We start from the raw sequence: 14,681 nt of genomic DNA on the forward strand, positions 1-14,681 counted from the left end.
ATTTGGCTGCTCTGTGCCATGATTGCCTAAAGAAAAAGCCGTGTACAAATGACACGGCTTTTTTCTATGTCTAAAGTTTTAGCGGTCGCTTTTGTCCCCGGATTTTTACCTTAAACATAGAATTTATTTAAGAAATCCGTGGGGCGGTGGCGCTGGAAAGCACCATCCGACTGCGCAGTGGCACGATAGGAAGCTTTTAAGTTCAGCTTACCTAATCCTAAGAATCCCGCTGCAGCAGCGACCGTAAGATCAAATGGAACGCGAAGCGTTCTTAGCCATACAATATTTCATCTGAATGTAAAAGGGGATGATGATGTTGGCTACCTTTTCGGCCGCCCTTCAAGTGAAAAAGCGGATGGCCAAGCGCATATTAAAATTATCCGGTGTCCACGGTATTGGCATAGGGTACAAAGACCCTGCTCATCCCAAAAAGGGAGCGGCTGTCATTGTGTATACAGACCGGCTGGCCTCGGCCTCCGCCGGACTCCTGTCCGCCACCGCATTGGGCAAGAAAACGAATGTCCCTGTCCGGATTGTAAAAACCGGAAAAATCAAAGCCCATGCTGCGGACTACAGAAAGCGCATACGCCCGGTCGTCGCCGGCTACAGTGTCGGAACGATTGAAGGCTCCGGGACAACCGGATTGATCGTTGCGCCAACTGGAGCGCCGGCTACACGGTATCTTTTCAGCAACAACCATGTCCTTAATCCCTCCAATACTGACAATCGGGAGGCTACGATTCAGCCGGGCGGAGCAGACGGGGGAACGGTTGCCCGGGATCGTATTGGGCGGCTGTATCGTTACGTGCGCTTGAATCCAAACGGAACGAACCTGATTGATACGGCGCTTGCTCTGCCGACCAGCAACAGCTTGCTCAGTCCGCGTTATGCCACAGTAGGAGCAGTTCCGGGCCATGTGACCGCTTATCGTGTGGGAGAAAAATTAAAAAAGGTAGGGCGTACAAGCGGGCGGGTCAATGGCACGGTAGAGTCTGTCTATACGGACCTGCAAATCAATTATGGCGGAAGCCTGGGGCTGCTGACCTTCGAGGACCAGACGGTCATCAGAGGCACGACTCCTGTATCGCTACCAGGAGATTCCGGCTCTGTCTGGCTCAGACAGTCGGATAATTACGCAGCTGCGGTCAACTTTGCAGGCACGGCAGATGGCCGTCTATCCATTGCTTTCCCGGTGCAGTGGTTCATGCAGGTGTTCAACACACGGGTAGCCCGCCCCAACGGGGCAGGCAGGGTGCTTACGGTAGATACAGGCTCTTCCCCTCGTTCCTATACAAGGCAGCTTACCAGTGAGGAGCTGGCTCGCTTAAGACCAAGAACGACGCGCATTAGAAAGAGCTAAATGCCCGGCAGATGGAAAAGCTGTTTTCCTGCAATCCAAATCGTAAAGCTTCATATGAACGGTGGAGGGAATCTGGCACCCGGACGCCGTTCTTTGCACAGTCTGAGTGTTCACGGTGTCATTCCTTTACCACACGAATCATTCACGATACAAATGATTCATATTACAAATGATTCATATTACAAATCATTCACAGGCTAAAAAGTTAAGGACATGAAATGCTCGTTCTAATCGGCTCCCATAGGACGAGCATTAGCGGTGCTGCTTGGCGAGGCCAAGCCCCGGATTTCCTGAGCGGTTAACGCTCTGTTATAGATAATCAGCTCGTCTACAGCGCCGTTGAGATAGGGATCGTCGAACTGGGATTTGCCAAGATAGTTCCGGTCTGTCATCCCAAGGCTGGACGGCTTCAACATCATAGTGGCGTTACGCGTCGCTTCCACGCCGTCCACATACATCATCGCAGTCGTGCCTGACAGAGTCACAGCCACATGCTTCCACACACCTGTCAATGGAGAATACTTGATTAGATAGCTGCACTGCCATTCTATCAACCTCCTTAAAAAGGTTCGTGAGCGTACTCTCACAACGTTAATATATGTAAGAGAAATGCTTTTGCTACCCTATGGTTGGAGATTGATAGGAAATAGATTCATATATGCTTCTATCTACGTTTCCCATATCGATAGGCTAATTCCTGAATTTTTTCAGCCACATTTGCAGGGGTCACCATTTCATTAGCATACCTTGAAACTGGAGGATGTCCCACACAAACACTGTAAATTGCTTGTTCAAATAATACTCTATCGTTTGCATCATTTCCAAAAGCAATATACTCAGTAATACCCAATTGATCTAATCCTTTTGCTTTATCCATACCAGGCGGACTAATATCAATCAATACCTCCGCCAAGTATTGCAGGTTGTGTGTCAGCGCGATTTCAACCAGCTGTGCCTGTACTTCGTTTGGAAAATAGGTAACGCCGATTTTTTGATCTGCATAAGTGAACGCCCCATTACCCCCAACCATCCGAAAATGATGATATTCCTTTGGTAAAATAGGTAGTAAATCGCGAATCGGTCGTGCGGATGCAAAAATGACCTCATGTCCATGCTGCATACATGCATCTAATGCGTGACAAACCTGCTCGTCTAGCGGTTGGCCTTTAAAACAAATGGTTCCGTCCAAATCAAAAACAAAGTTCATATGTTTCACCTCTACTTATACATATAAAAGGCTTTTGGTAAAATGAGAAGGACAGATGCCCCGGAGGTAATCCATGAATATTCAAAAAGCTTGCGAACAGTTCCAAATTCCACTCCCTTTGTCTGTACAGCCTTTGTGCAAATGGCTCATAGTTTCTTCTCAAGCCACCATTCTTCAAGCAGGGGATGAGATTACAGGACTCTACTTATTAGTCGAGGGAAGGTATTATGTAACCACCAAAGAGGTTACAGGAAAAGAGCTGTTGCTGCAAAATTGCGACATCCAATCGGATTGTACTGCAGCTACAGCATGCTCGTTTATTTTTATTCCGTTGTCTGTTTATGTAACGTACGATTTCCTCCAGAGTGAACGCTTTAGCATCGGTTGAAGCACGGTTTGCAGCTTATTTATGCACCATTTATTCAGATGCTTATACAAAGGAATATTTATCTACGTCAAGCCTGAATGAGGTTGCTTCATTAATCGGTACAACGAAAAGGCATCTAAATCGAATCATTAAAAATTGGGAGGAACAGCATATCCTCTCACGGTCAAATGATGAACTTCAAATCATCAACGTGGAGAAATTAAACACTTTATCTGAAAATATACGCTATGAGTAGCCATGCCTGCCACATACACAAAGCAGCTATAAAGTTGGATTTGGTGTGTGCTGGTATCCGTGCTCAAGAGATGAGGGATTATGAACATTAAAGTGGAGTTGCCGAAGATTCCTGCGGATTTACCCGTATTAAACGAAGAAATGTACTCCTTGCGATCCAAAGACGAGCTGCTTATGGGGGCCGTAGAGGATATGATTTTGGATAATGTGGATGCAGTTAAGGTTTCATTGGACAAGATGACCTTTAAAAATGTAACCATCATGGAATCGTCATTGCCGGAAAGTGAGTGGACAGATGTCATTTTTGATAAATGTGATCTGTCCAATGTCCATTTGTCCGGGTCTTTTATTCACCGGGTGGAGTTCAGAAATTGTAAACTGCTGGGCACTGACTTTTCCAGAAGCAGGCTCCAAAACGTTCGTTTTGTGGATTGCCAGGGCGATTATTCAATGTTTCGATTTTCCAATTTCAAGCAGGTTGGTTTTGAGGACTGTTCATTGAAGAGCGCCGACCTTTATCATCTGACGCTACAGAAAACCTTTTTTACCCGCTGTAATCTGGATCAGGCGATGCTGTCGGGGTCCAAGCTCAAAGGGATTGATTTGAGCGATTGTGAATTCGATGGACTGCAGGTGGAGATAGAAGACTTGAATGGCTGCATCATCTCACCTCATCAGGCTTCATCATTTGTGGGCCTTTTGGGGCTAGTGATTAAATAAGGGGGGCCAGGCTAACGTCAAGCGTCGGAGAAACGAGCTGATATGATGGGTCAATGGCCGCTAGCTCTGCCGCTATGTTCTTGACATAAATTTTATATATGTTTTTCACCGCTTCCATGTCCTTTGGATTCGAGAGAAAACCTTCGTCTGCAAGCACGATTTTCAGAGGGTCATTGTTTTGTAATTTGATCGACCCCCGGCTTGTAGGGCGTAAATAAAGCAAAGCGAGGGTGAGCATGCCTTCGGAACCAATGCCTAGCATTTGAACCGCCCGACGATTGTTCTCCGTTTCGCTTGGATCAGGCAAGAAAGCCCCGCCCGTATATAGAGCACTCGGATCATTCGAAGGCAGTGCGCGATCTTTGGGATTGGCTGAGAAGGAGGCGACCACCAGACTAAACTAATGAGTCCATTTAAAAAAGGCGTCTCACTTCTGCCAGCAATATCCGCTGTGATTGAACCGATAGTGCTCCCTGTAACTTAGTTAAAATAAGTAAGTTGACTAAGTTGTTTTTTTCCAAGGAGCCGCGCTAGTATCAATAGAACAAAAAAAGAAAGGCTTGCCCTTAAACTCATTTCCCAAAAATTCACTTTCAAGAAATCATCCATTCAAAAGCACCACACAATTCGCAATATTTATGGATTCCAGTATTGTCTTTACAAATGTTGATCATACATCACGAGATTTAAAAGTTCCGAATTTAATTATGTAATAAGAACTTCATCGTCTTTTATGGGACTGTTAGGGCTAACGGCCTTTCACTTCCTGCTGGTCAACTTTGCATCTGATTCTCTGCGTTAATACAGATGTTTGATACTGTCCCAGGCCTGGCGCAGACGCCTAATCCCTTCAATAATCTGCTGCTCCGTTAAATGGGCAAAGATAAAGCAGGCAGCTGGGGAACCTGGGGTCAGCTGATAATCGGCGGCATCCCGCCATGTAACTCCGTAACCCTGTGCTGTCTGCATCAAATGATGATATGGAACATGCTCATGCTTCCAGATGGCATAGGCATGCAGCCCGCAATCGCTCTGATGCCAGTGAAACAGTTCGCTCAGTTGCTGCATTTCGCGCTGGAACACGTCGTAGCGTGATCTGTATATACGGGTCATCCGCCGCAAATGGCGAGCATAGTCGCCGCGCATCATAAAACGTGCCAGTGCACGTTGTTCCAAACGGGCAGGCGGCAGGGGATCATATAGCCGTTTGGCAGCTGTCAGCGCTTGGGCGAGTGCAGCAGGCAGGATCGCATAGCCAAGTCGAAGGCTGCTGAACATGCTTTTGGAAAAGGAACCGACATAGATTACGCAATCTGCGCGATCCAATGCTTTTAAGGGTTCGATGGGCCGTCCAGCCCAGCGGAATTCACTGTCATAATCGTCCTCGATAATCCAGGCACCTCGTGATATCGCCCATTGTAAAATATGCTGACGGCGTGCCAGTGGCAAAACAGCACCGGTCGGGAACTGTCTTCCCGGCGTCACAAACAGTAGCTTGGAATCCCAATCCTGCGGGACTATTCCTTGCTGATCCAGTTCAGCAGCCTGAATCTGTCCGCCCGAGGCCATAACTGCTCGATAAATTCCGGCATAACAGGGATTCTCCAATATAATTGTATCCTGTTCATCAATAAGCAGTTGGCATAACAGGGTAATCACTTCCATGGAACCACTGCATAAAACGACTTGGTCCGGGTGGGCCGTAATCCCGCGTGTCCTGCCAACATGCTGGCAAATCGCTTCACGCAGCCATTCATCGCCATTGACCGGCGCAGTCGCTGAGTCAGACGAAGGCTTTTGCAGGTCTTTGCCAGCGGCAGCCAGTGCACTTTTCCATGCGAGCTGTGAGCTGCCCTCCAATACGACTTCTCCTGCCTGAAAAGAAATCAAGGGCTGCTGTGCAGCATTTCTATCCTCAACAAAAGCAGTAGCAGACAGTAATTGCCGCTCCCTTTCCAGCTGCATGATTCGTTGTCCCCAGGCTGACAGAGCGGGGGCTTTTTGCTTTGTAAAAGGTGGATTCTGGTTCTGCTGGCCGATTAGAGATGGGTTCGGCAGCATAGCTGTCTGCTCAATAACAAAGGTTCCTCTGCCTACCGCCGCTTCTACATATCCTTCTGCCAACAGCATATCGTAGGCTTCGGCAACACTGCCACGCGAAATTCCGTACATCGTAGCCAGATCACGACTGGAGGGCAGGCGCGTACCGCCAGCAAGGGAGCCGTTAAGAATCTCGTCCCGGAGAGCGTGATACAATGCCAAATATTTATGATGATATTTCTGAATAGCACGCTGGTAAGCAATTGTAATATCCATACCCTGCTCCTTATATTGGACTACTTATTTTTGTTCAGATTGGATCTTTTTATACATCCATTTTCAACATAATCTGAAACGTATCGTTGGTCAATAGAAGGAAGGAGAGCTAATCATGAGAAGAAAAGAATTTACAGTGACAGAAGAAGAGGAAATAGAGCAATTTCTGAACGAGGTCAGTTTCGGATTTTTAGGTCTCAACAGCGAGGATGGTTTTCCGCGTGTGGTCCCCTTGAATTTTGCTTACGGAAATGGCGTATTTTATATACATGGCAGTCGTGCCGGAGAAAAGATAGAACGGATGAAGGAGGATAACCGGGTCACCTTTTCCGCCGCCAAGGAGTATGCGTTGATTCCGTCCTACTTTACAGACGAGCATATGGCATGTCCGGCGACTGCGTTTTTTAAGAGCGTTACCGTGCGTGGACATGCGGAACTTGTAGTTGATCTGGAAGAAAAGGCGGCGGCATTTTCCATTTTTATGAACAAGCTGCAGCCGGAAGGCGGCTATGACACTATTGATGCCAGTGATCCTCGGTATACTTCACGTTTGAAAGGGGTCGCTTTGATCAAAATCGTACCGGATGAATGGACGGCCAAGTTCAAATTCGGTCAGAATGTCAAAGGTCAGGAGCGTCAGCAGATCGTGGATGGCTTGCAAAAACGGGGGCTGGATAATGATCTGGCCACGATTGAAATGATGCGCAAATATTGTCCCCATCACTGAGATAATTCTTCTACTCCGTTTCTATGTTCATTCTTGATTTAGGACGATTTATTCCTGCTCGCTCATGGCCTAACGGGTTAAATATATATTAAAGAAGTAGCTATCTTCACTTTCAAAGTCTTCGTTTCATCTGTATTAGGACTTTTGAAGGACAGGTATATATCATTCTCAAGCCCGTTGTTCCTACTGCAAAGGAACCTTATAATACGATAGATTTATGGAGTAAGGGGGCAAGACCGTGAAGAGAGCGGGAATCAGAAGTCGGGAAAGTCGACGGTTGTTACTGGAAGCGGGGGCTGAAGAGTTCGCTCAGACGGGTTTTTATCAGACAAAAGTAAGTTCAATTGCGGCACGTGCGGGATTAACGCAGCCGGATTTTTATATTCATTTTGAAAGCAAGGAACAGATTTATGAGGAGCTTGTCGAGAGCTTCCGTGCTTTGGTGAACGAAACGGTGCAAAGCATGAAGGTAGAGCCGGATCAGAATATAGCAGAAATTTTGAAACGGGGACAAGTATTTCTGGAAGCTATTTTTCGTATGCTGTCCCATAATCCTGCAATGACCCGTGTCGGATTTTACCAGGCGGCTGGATCGGTCCGGATTAAGGCAGAAATGGCTGAGCATATCAAAAAGCATTTGCTGGCGGCACAGCGGTGGGGTTCTTGCCGTGAGGAACTGGACCCTGAATTGACAGCAGAATGCGTCATCGGTTTGATTGAACGGCTGACGTTAACCAAATTGCTGCCTGGACGCGAAAGCCCATCTGTACTTGCCAAACAAGCACGCAACCTGCTGTATCGCGGTATGCTGGCATCTGAAGGATAGCGCAGCTACAGCATGTATCTATAATTGGGCGATCGGCGCGGCATTTGTCCCTATCATGGATGACGGCACAAGCATAAGATGCTCTTGTAAACCATGAAGGGAGGAATCAGCATGTCTGGAGTAGGCGCTGGTTATGGAGCTTTTACATCTACAGGAGCGATTCTGGTACTTTTCATTCTGCTTGTTATCATCTCCAAAGCATTTGTCATCTGATTCACAGCTCAAGGATTTAAATTCGGGCAATTTGCTGTAATCAACAGGGAGGAGGAATTTGAAATGGGTGAAGTAAATAGAGGTTGTGGCGGTGGCGGCTACGGCATGTGGACTTCCACTGGTGTTATTCTGGTTCTCTTCATTTTGCTGGTTATCATCACTCGTACTTTTTTCATCTAATGCTGCATTCATGGGCTTGAGCGCCGATGCTTCAGGTCTATGACCATTGTAAAGCCATATCAGCCGGAACAGAACCGCCTTGAACAGAGGCGGTTTTTTTGTTTTCAAAAGTTAACGTTGACGTTAACGTCATATGGGCGTAATATTTATATATAAAATTTTTCATAAGGTGGGTGTCATGGTTACGTATAAAATTGATGAGGTCGCCAAGCAAAGCGGTCTAACGAAGCGAACCATTCGTTATTATGAGGAAATTGGTTTGTTGCCCTCCCCGCAACGCAGCGAAGGTAATATAAGGCTGTATACGCAGGAGGATGTGGATTTACTTAAAAAAATAGTGAGTGCCAAGGAAGTGCTTGGATTCTCCTTGCAAGAGCTTCAGCGCTACATGTCCGCAGCGGAGATGCTCAAGGGTCAACGGGAGGAATATCGCGAGCGTACGGATCATTTGCAACCTGCTGAGCGCAGGGCCATGCTGGTGGATATGGAGATCACTCTGAACGAACAATTGGAGATGATGGAGGAGAAAATCAACAGCATCCGCATGCTTCAGACTGAGCTGGAGAAGCTACGGGCCAGGGTTCGTGAACGGAAGGCTCTGCTTGATGAGGAGCTTGGCAGCGAACCGTCATAACGAGGAATATTTACAATCAGATTTGGAGGTTACATCATTCATGAGTTCTCAACATAGTTTACCTGATGAGTTAAAAGTCCCTGATGATCTAAAAAAACAGTCAGGCTTGCTGTCTCAGCCCAAAGCCGTCTGGGCGGTCGCCTTTGCCTGTGTTATTTCATTTATGGGCTTGGTTGATCCGATTCTTCCGGCCATTGCCGATCAGCTTCATGCGACTAAAGGAAGAGGGCATCTCTTACCGCATGCTGGCGGGTCATGGTGACCCGGCGAGTGTCATTTGCGAAAGTGCAAATCAGGAAAAGGTAGATCTGATTATTATAGGAACACGGGGAAAAGGGCTGGTTTCGGAAATGATATTGGGCAGTGTTAGTCATCATGTGATCCAGCATGCCCCTTGTCCTGTGTTGACAGTGAAATAAATCTGAATAGAGAGAGGAGGATATTAGCATGCAGCTCAAACGTATACAACACTAAAATCACCGTATTCCGGGGAGGTCATTGCTGAGGTGGCAGAGGCGACCGCAGAAGATGCCAATGCTGCTATTCAGGCCGCATCTGACGCACGTGCAGAGATGCGGGCCATGCCGGCGCACCAGCGCTCAGCCATTTTGGAAAAGCTGGCTGACCTGCTGGAGGAGCGGCGCGATGAGGCCGCGCGTATCATTGCACGCGAAGCGTCCAAACCCTGGAAGGCTGCGCTGGCAGAGGTTGACCGAACGGTGCAAACCTACAAGTTTGCAGCCGAGGAAGCCAAGCGGATTCACGGGGAAACCATCCCGCTGGATGCCGCACCGGGCGGTGAGGGCCGTATGGCCTATACGCTTAAGAAGCCCGTCGGTGTGGTCGGAGCCATCACACCCTTTAACTTCCCGATGAACCTGGTCGCCCACAAGGTTGGCCCTGCACTCGCGGCAGGTAATACGGTCGTATTGAAGCCTGCCGAGCAGACCCCGCTGTCGGCTTACCTGATCGCAGAGCTGCTCGAGCAGGCCGGCTTGCCTGCCGGCGCACTTAACGTGATCAGCGGCGATGGCAAAACCATCGGCGATGTGCTTGTCACCGATCCGCGCGTCAGCTATATCACCTTTACCGGAAGTCCGGCAGTCGGCACGGAAATTCACTCCAAGGCTGGCCTGAAGCGGGTTACACTGGAGCTGGGCTCCAATGCAGCGGTCATCATCGACCGTGATACCGAGGTGGACACGATCATCGACCGTTGTGTGAGCGGAGCGTTTGCCAATCAGGGACAGGTGTGCATCTCGGTTCAACGTATTTACGTTGTCGATGAACTGTACGATACCTTTGTTTCCCGTTTTATCGAGACGACACAACGATTGAAAGTTGGCGATCCGCTGGAGCCGGACACAGACGTATCCGCGCTTATTTCAGCCAAGGATGTCCAACGTGTCCGTGAGTGGCTGGATGAGGCGGTTCAAGCAGGCGCGAAGATCGCTCTCGGGGGACAAGCCAAGGGCGGTATTCTGGAGCCTACGGTTCTACTGAATGTGGACCCGACTTCCAAGGTGTCCTGTCGCGAGGTGTTTGCTCCGCTTGTGTTGATTCATCCGGTCAGCTCTATAGATGAAGCCATCGACCATGTGAACCATTCGATTTATGGCTTGCAGGCGGGAATCTATACTCGTAATATTACGACCGCGCTGGATGCAGCGGACAAGCTAGAAGTCGGCGGCGTGGTGATCAATGACATTCCGAGCTTCCGTGTCGACCATATGCCGTATGGTGGTGTGAAGCAAAGCGGCACCGGTCGCGAAGGTGTGAAATATGCCATGGAAGAAATGCTGGAGACCAAGCTGGTTATCATTAAAAGGTAGTGTCCGGCTTAGTGCCTTTTCCCGTTATAGGAAATGTCTTTGAAAACAAAGAGCCACCGGGTACAGGGATTCGCCTGTACAAGCTCCGGTGGTTCTTTATTCCCAGTATAAAATTATTGCCATGGACGTCTATGGTTTTTGTCGGTTAGCTATGGTGACGCGTATCACGGTTCAAAAGCAGCTGTACATGATGAAATCTCTGATGTAGACCTATGTAGGGTAGCAAGCTGAAGTTATAGCATCTTTTTGAGCTGGGATATACGGGCTTGGGAAACCTCAAGTATTTTGGCATATTCGTGCTGTGCTGCATTAGGGTGCTTTTGCATTAATTCTTTCAGATTTTCGATCATCTGCTGTGTCGATCGGCGCAGGCGCTTAGACTCCCTATTAGAGCGATCTCCGATGGGGAAAGCCGATTTGGCTGGCCTTATCATGGGACTAAGATTCGTACCGTTCTTTAGACTTTCGATACATTCCCCGCAAATAAAGCTGTCTCTAAAATAAGTCAGCTGCTCTGTTGAACCACACATTTTGCACGTTACCCCGGTATATTTTCGAAGGGCGAGAGTACCGGTTTCCTCATCTGCAAAAATCTCAACAGGGTCACCCACATTGTAATCCATAGAAATTCGCATTTCTTTGGGGATGACAATACGGCCTAACGCATCTAAGGGACGTGTCATACCTGTACTTTTCAAATGATAACCTCCTTTTTTATATCCTTATAATACTAAATGAAGAGGATAAAAAAGAATAGGCTTAGAGGAGCAATCGCATATATTAAGTAAATTGTTGAAAAGTATACAATTATATCCCAAAATATGTTTTCTTTTTTTGCGCTCTTTTCTATAAAAACATATACTTATGGCTAAAGCTGACTTTAAGAGAGTAGAAGAATGAGGAGGGAATTAACCGTGTACTCCATCAGAGAAGTTCAAATCAAGAGTGGATTGCCTGCATCAACACTGCGTTATTATGAAAAAGAGGGGATATTGCCTGATGTCGGTCGGGATGAAGGCGGAAGAAGAGTATATACGGATAAGCAAATCGACTGGATTAGGTTCCTTATGGCTATGAAAGATACCGGGATGACGATTGAAGAGATTAAGGCATATCTTGAGCTTAATGCACAAGGCGAAGCTACCATACATGAGAGAAGAGAGCTTCTTGTAGACCATAAGAAAAAGATAGAAGAACATATGGCCCAAACACAGAGCAATTTGGAGAAGATCATTCAGAAAATCGCTTATTATGATCGTGTAGTTATGGGGAAATTTTAAACAATAGAATTGATTGAATAAGCATGAGAACTCGGCAGCTGGCGAAAAAGGCTGTGAGAAGAAGTGTAATAAGGGATGAGCAGCAAGCTGAGTTTTAACGGCTTACTGTTCATCCCTTTTGTGTGTAAAGCCTTCTTTACATGCTGCTGTGTGTCGTTCTCATGCCTTGCTGGCTGTTGCTTCCATAGTGTTGCATGTTCCCGCTGGTTGCATACTGTTGCCCAGCCATACCCATATGTTGCGGGAAGCTGTGACTCATATGGCTTCCTGTACCATAGGAAGATGGTTGCATACTGCGGGAGGCATAGTTATCACCAAATCCAGGTTGAGTCATTTGGCTGCTGGAGCGGATGGTGTTTTCCAACTGACTACACAATTGAATGACTTGTTGGTATTGCTGCATAGCTTGTTGATGGTGCTGAATTGCGGTTTGGATCATTTGAGCCGCATTACGTTCACGTTGCACCAGGCTTTCAAGACTGGATGCATTTTGTTGCTCTTGTTGCAGCAATTGCTGATACATGGCAGTTCCTTGCTGTGTTTGTTGTACCAATTGCTGCATAATTTGTTCGCATTGATGAAGCTGCTGTTGTGGACCCATGGTGTTGTACACTGATCATCAAACTCCTTCGCTGGGTAGTTTTAGGTTTAGAACCCTCATATATTGTGGCGAAGGAAGACCATATATATGCACAATTTTGGTTACAGACTGGACACCAGGATAGACGTAAATTCCTCTAGGAATACACGATCATCGTGGTCAAAGCGGCCTTTTAGCGGACTGTCAACGTCCAGAACTCCAATCAGTTCCTCATTCTTGATCAGGGGGATCACGATTTCGCTATTGGAAGCAGCGTCACAGGCGATATGTCCTGGAAATGCATGCACATCGTCGATGACTAGCGTTCTCCGTTCCGCTGCAGCTGTGCCGCATACGCCGCGTCCCAGGGGAATCCGTATACATGCGGGCAAGCCCTGGAAAGGACCAAGTACAAGCTCGGTTCCATCATAGAGATAGAAGCCGCTCCAGTTAACATCTGGCAGAAAATGACCCAGTAGCGCAGACGCGTTCGCTAGATTGGCAATGGTATTGGATTCATCGTGAACAAGTGCACGGAGTTGTCCAAGAACGGATTCGTATTGTTCTTGACGAGTACCTTCGTAAGGGATAGCTTGAAACATGTAGAGTCCACGCTCCTAACATTAATTTTTACAGGATCTGTTGCATGGATTACCAAAAATAGTCAATTATTCAAACGACTTTTACCATTGGTTAATTAATTTAAGATATAACGATTGTATACATTCAGTCAAGAGGAAAATCCATCTGTAACCTTTTGATCATTTTCGTCCTCTAATCTATGTATATCTTAATTTTAGGAAAAGGATAGGAGTTGTTAAATATGAAAAAGGTTTATTATGCACTTGGCTCAGCGGTGGTCGCCAGTTTGATCCTCACAGCAGTGCCTGTGGCTGAAGTATATGCCGCTTCCGCCCAACAAGCCAAATCGACACAGACGACCTCGGCTTCATCGCTCAAAGGGGTGGATAGTAAGCTTGTGCAAAAGGCATAAGAACATTTGAAAAACGTGACGGGCAAGAGTTTTACCCTGGACGGAGCGAAAAAATGGAGCATGGGTGGTGAGAGCGGCTGGGATTTCAGTGTAAAAGGTTTTGAGCACAGCCAGGTTAATGGTCACCCAATCAGGTGGATTAGAAAGAATATACTTGGACCAGCCCTGGAGTGAGCTAAAGGACAGCTACAAGAGGCAAATCCAATCCGCTTTGAAAACCGTGCTGCCTGGCGTAGATAAGACCCCGGAAAGGGTCAAAGTATCCTATGAAAAAAGCCAGAGCGAGCCAAAAGGGGCTTTGGGCTTATATGTGAGGTTGGATAATGACATCATTATTCTTCGTGACGGTCAAGTGATCCGTTCAATAAAGCTCATTAAGAATGAAGAAATAGATGAGGGAGTTTTAAAAGCGGCTGAGGGCGTCTTTGTCGGTCTGGAGGGTATAAAGCAGGGTACGCTGGTTGAACCGACCCAATTGCTCACGGAAAATGGAAAGACTGTGTATACTCTGGTATTTGGAACAGGACCCAATCCGGTTTTTGTGAATGTCGAGAAGGGGACAAACAAGGTCACGAAGGTCTCTGCCCATGAACTGCAGGATTCCCCCGCCAATTATAAAGAAGCATTCAAAAAAATGAAATCCTACAGTGAGGACCAATTTGCTGAAAAATGCAGCCAAACAGTCCAAGGAGCTTTTGAAGGTTGATCTGACTGGATATAAAGCGACTTTGGACCCGAAAATGACAGCAGTCGTGCATTTCACGAAGAGTGGATCGCCTGCTCTGATCGGTTCCTATAATTCGAAGGGGCAATTTTATGAACTGAAATTTAAGGAATACGGAGAGTAATTCCGCAAGGGCTGTTCCTCATCTGTTTCCCGCTTGTTTCCTATGGGTAAAAACAGTATAACGTTGTTGGCCATTACTGGCGCGGGGATCAATGAATTACAGGAAATTCAGTCGATGCTGGGCGTATTGTACAAGGATGTTGTGAAGAAACCGATGCGCGCCGCTACCCATGTCTCTTCCTGAACACAGAGGAGCGCAAATCTCATAAAAAAAGTTGCCCGCCTCATTCCTGATTTTAGGAGCAGGAGGGCTATTTTTATATATAAAAGCTTCTCAACCATAAAGAAGGTTGTGTTTGTTGGAAGTGTATGCTTAAATGTAGCGTAGATTTGTTGTCATTTT

The 14,681-nt window shown here is 46.9% G+C and carries 19 protein-coding genes and 3 pseudogenes; 15 read left to right on the plus strand and 7 right to left on the minus strand.

Translation table 11 applies throughout. The features are described from left to right. The first annotated feature begins 313 nt into the window (after positions 1-313). Positions 314-1,360 carry a hypothetical protein gene (locus GCU48_RS14075; protein WP_152380411.1) on the plus strand — a complete coding sequence of 349 codons (1,047 nt, stop codon included), beginning with the start codon at positions 314-316 and terminating at the stop codon, positions 1,358-1,360. 227 nt (positions 1,361-1,587) lie between these two features. Here GCU48_RS14075 and GCU48_RS14080 read toward each other — a convergent pair. Together GCU48_RS14080 and GCU48_RS14085 are read right to left on the minus strand one after the other, a co-directional pair. Beyond that, positions 1,588-1,869, minus strand: a pseudogene (locus tag GCU48_RS14080) (LamG domain-containing protein); the annotation flags it as partial. A 155-nt stretch (positions 1,870-2,024) separates the two neighbouring features. Further along, on the minus strand, positions 2,025-2,567 hold the full coding sequence (locus GCU48_RS14085; protein WP_152380412.1) for an HAD family hydrolase: 543 nt from the start codon (positions 2,565-2,567) through the stop codon (positions 2,025-2,027). Positions 2,568-2,640: 73 nt separating this feature from the next. Between GCU48_RS14085 and GCU48_RS14090 the strand changes: the two genes are divergently transcribed. The 3 genes from GCU48_RS14090 (at position 2,641) to GCU48_RS14100 (ending at position 3,909) form a co-directional block, all read left to right on the plus strand. Then, on the plus strand, positions 2,641-2,955 hold the full coding sequence (locus GCU48_RS14090) for a cyclic nucleotide-binding domain-containing protein (RefSeq protein WP_152380413.1): 315 nt from the start codon (positions 2,641-2,643) through the stop codon (positions 2,953-2,955). Continuing rightward, positions 2,933-3,190, plus strand: a complete 258-nt coding sequence (locus GCU48_RS29195) for a helix-turn-helix domain-containing protein (protein ID WP_167518696.1) — start codon at positions 2,933-2,935, stop codon at positions 3,188-3,190. Before GCU48_RS14090 ends, GCU48_RS29195 begins: the two co-directional genes overlap by 23 nt. A gap of 80 nt (positions 3,191-3,270) precedes the next feature. Further along, positions 3,271-3,909, plus strand: coding sequence for a pentapeptide repeat-containing protein (locus GCU48_RS14100; RefSeq protein ID WP_152380414.1), 639 nt, complete (start codon positions 3,271-3,273; stop codon positions 3,907-3,909). Between the two features lie 13 nt (positions 3,910-3,922). Here GCU48_RS14100 and GCU48_RS14105 read toward each other — a convergent pair. Both GCU48_RS14105 and pdxR read right to left on the minus strand, forming a co-directional pair. Continuing rightward, positions 3,923-4,306, minus strand: a pseudogene (locus GCU48_RS14105) (GMC family oxidoreductase); the annotation flags it as partial. Between the two features lie 401 nt (positions 4,307-4,707). Beyond that, on the minus strand, positions 4,708-6,225 hold the full coding sequence (gene pdxR, locus GCU48_RS14110) for a MocR-like pyridoxine biosynthesis transcription factor PdxR (RefSeq protein WP_152380415.1): 1,518 nt from the start codon (positions 6,223-6,225) through the stop codon (positions 4,708-4,710). 115 nt (positions 6,226-6,340) lie between these two features. Here pdxR and GCU48_RS14115 point away from each other — a divergent pair, with 115 nt between their 5' ends. From GCU48_RS14115 to GCU48_RS14140, 7 genes and pseudogenes are all read left to right on the plus strand, one after another. Next, the gene (locus GCU48_RS14115) at positions 6,341-6,952 is read left to right on the plus strand and encodes a pyridoxamine 5'-phosphate oxidase family protein (RefSeq protein ID WP_152380416.1); all 612 of its coding nucleotides are present in this window, start codon (positions 6,341-6,343) and stop codon (positions 6,950-6,952) included. A gap of 238 nt (positions 6,953-7,190) precedes the next feature. Then, entirely contained in the window at positions 7,191-7,778 is a 588-nt protein-coding gene (locus tag GCU48_RS14120; protein ID WP_152380417.1) for a TetR/AcrR family transcriptional regulator, read from the plus strand. 111 nt (positions 7,779-7,889) lie between these two features. Further along, entirely contained in the window at positions 7,890-7,991 is a 102-nt protein-coding gene (locus GCU48_RS27350; RefSeq protein WP_014599460.1) for a hypothetical protein, read from the plus strand. A gap of 358 nt (positions 7,992-8,349) precedes the next feature. Then, positions 8,350-8,805: a MerR family transcriptional regulator gene (locus GCU48_RS14125; protein ID WP_152380418.1), complete on the plus strand. Its 456-nt coding sequence runs from the start codon at positions 8,350-8,352 to the stop codon at positions 8,803-8,805. A gap of 40 nt (positions 8,806-8,845) precedes the next feature. Further along, positions 8,846-9,043 (plus strand): annotated as a pseudogene (locus GCU48_RS14130) (MFS transporter); the annotation flags it as partial. A 4-nt stretch (positions 9,044-9,047) separates the two neighbouring features. Beyond that, positions 9,048-9,224: a universal stress protein gene (locus GCU48_RS14135; protein WP_244315650.1), complete on the plus strand. Its 177-nt coding sequence runs from the start codon at positions 9,048-9,050 to the stop codon at positions 9,222-9,224. A gap of 78 nt (positions 9,225-9,302) precedes the next feature. Next, positions 9,303-10,637: an aldehyde dehydrogenase family protein gene (locus GCU48_RS14140; protein WP_244316286.1), complete on the plus strand. Its 1,335-nt coding sequence runs from the start codon at positions 9,303-9,305 to the stop codon at positions 10,635-10,637. Between the two features lie 233 nt (positions 10,638-10,870). Here GCU48_RS14140 and GCU48_RS14145 read toward each other — a convergent pair whose 3' ends face one another. After that, positions 10,871-11,335 (minus strand): AbrB/MazE/SpoVT family DNA-binding domain-containing protein, encoded by a 465-nt coding sequence (locus tag GCU48_RS14145; RefSeq protein WP_152380419.1) that lies wholly within the window; start codon positions 11,333-11,335, stop codon positions 10,871-10,873. Positions 11,336-11,551: 216 nt separating this feature from the next. On the opposite strand from GCU48_RS14145, the gene GCU48_RS14150 reads away from it, so the two are divergent. Beyond that, positions 11,552-11,917: a MerR family transcriptional regulator gene (locus GCU48_RS14150; RefSeq protein ID WP_025717101.1), complete on the plus strand. Its 366-nt coding sequence runs from the start codon at positions 11,552-11,554 to the stop codon at positions 11,915-11,917. Between the two features lie 136 nt (positions 11,918-12,053). Here the strand turns inward: GCU48_RS14150 and GCU48_RS14155 are convergent, their stop codons facing one another. Then, positions 12,054-12,530, minus strand: a complete 477-nt coding sequence (locus GCU48_RS14155) for a hypothetical protein (protein ID WP_152380420.1) — start codon at positions 12,528-12,530, stop codon at positions 12,054-12,056. A gap of 89 nt (positions 12,531-12,619) precedes the next feature. Continuing rightward, entirely contained in the window at positions 12,620-13,099 is a 480-nt protein-coding gene (locus GCU48_RS14160; RefSeq protein ID WP_025717103.1) for a GAF domain-containing protein, read from the minus strand. Positions 13,100-13,320: 221 nt separating this feature from the next. Here GCU48_RS14160 and GCU48_RS26940 point away from each other — a divergent pair, with 221 nt between their 5' ends. The 3 genes from GCU48_RS26940 (at position 13,321) to GCU48_RS14170 (ending at position 14,339) form a co-directional block, all read left to right on the plus strand. After that, the gene (locus tag GCU48_RS26940; RefSeq protein ID WP_167518697.1) at positions 13,321-13,491 is read left to right on the plus strand and encodes a hypothetical protein; all 171 of its coding nucleotides are present in this window, start codon (positions 13,321-13,323) and stop codon (positions 13,489-13,491) included. Between the two features lie 154 nt (positions 13,492-13,645). Beyond that, positions 13,646-14,197, plus strand: a complete 552-nt coding sequence (locus GCU48_RS14165; RefSeq protein ID WP_152380421.1) for a hypothetical protein — start codon at positions 13,646-13,648, stop codon at positions 14,195-14,197. Then, on the plus strand, positions 14,151-14,339 hold the full coding sequence (locus GCU48_RS14170) for a hypothetical protein (protein ID WP_152380422.1): 189 nt from the start codon (positions 14,151-14,153) through the stop codon (positions 14,337-14,339). The genes GCU48_RS14165 and GCU48_RS14170 overlap by 47 nt, the downstream gene beginning before the upstream one ends. Positions 14,340-14,681: the final 342 nt, after the last annotated feature.

This window comes from Paenibacillus brasilensis (assembly GCF_009363115.1).
GTDB classification, from domain to species: domain Bacteria; phylum Bacillota; class Bacilli; order Paenibacillales; family Paenibacillaceae; genus Paenibacillus; species Paenibacillus brasilensis.

Excerpts from the sequence above, each read along its gene's own strand:
- GCU48_RS14125 (WP_152380418.1), top strand. The coding sequence starts at position 8,350 with ATGGTTACGTATAAAATTGATGAGGTCGCCAAGCAAAGCGGTCTAACG.
- GCU48_RS27350 (WP_014599460.1), top strand. The coding sequence starts at position 7,890 with ATGTCTGGAGTAGGCGCTGGTTATGGAGCTTTTACATCTACAGGAGCG.
- GCU48_RS14160 (WP_025717103.1), bottom strand. The coding sequence starts at position 13,099 with ATGTTTCAAGCTATCCCTTACGAAGGTACTCGTCAAGAACAATACGAA.
- GCU48_RS14100 (WP_152380414.1), top strand. The coding sequence starts at position 3,271 with ATGAACATTAAAGTGGAGTTGCCGAAGATTCCTGCGGATTTACCCGTA.
- pdxR (WP_152380415.1), bottom strand. The coding sequence starts at position 6,225 with ATGGATATTACAATTGCTTACCAGCGTGCTATTCAGAAATATCATCAT.
- GCU48_RS14115 (WP_152380416.1), top strand. The coding sequence starts at position 6,341 with ATGAGAAGAAAAGAATTTACAGTGACAGAAGAAGAGGAAATAGAGCAA.
- GCU48_RS14075 (WP_152380411.1), top strand. The coding sequence starts at position 314 with ATGTTGGCTACCTTTTCGGCCGCCCTTCAAGTGAAAAAGCGGATGGCC.
- GCU48_RS14135 (WP_244315650.1), top strand. The coding sequence starts at position 9,048 with ATGCTGGCGGGTCATGGTGACCCGGCGAGTGTCATTTGCGAAAGTGCA.
- GCU48_RS26940 (WP_167518697.1), top strand. The coding sequence starts at position 13,321 with ATGAAAAAGGTTTATTATGCACTTGGCTCAGCGGTGGTCGCCAGTTTG.
- GCU48_RS14090 (WP_152380413.1), top strand. The coding sequence starts at position 2,641 with ATGAATATTCAAAAAGCTTGCGAACAGTTCCAAATTCCACTCCCTTTG.
- GCU48_RS14085 (WP_152380412.1), bottom strand. The coding sequence starts at position 2,567 with ATGAACTTTGTTTTTGATTTGGACGGAACCATTTGTTTTAAAGGCCAA.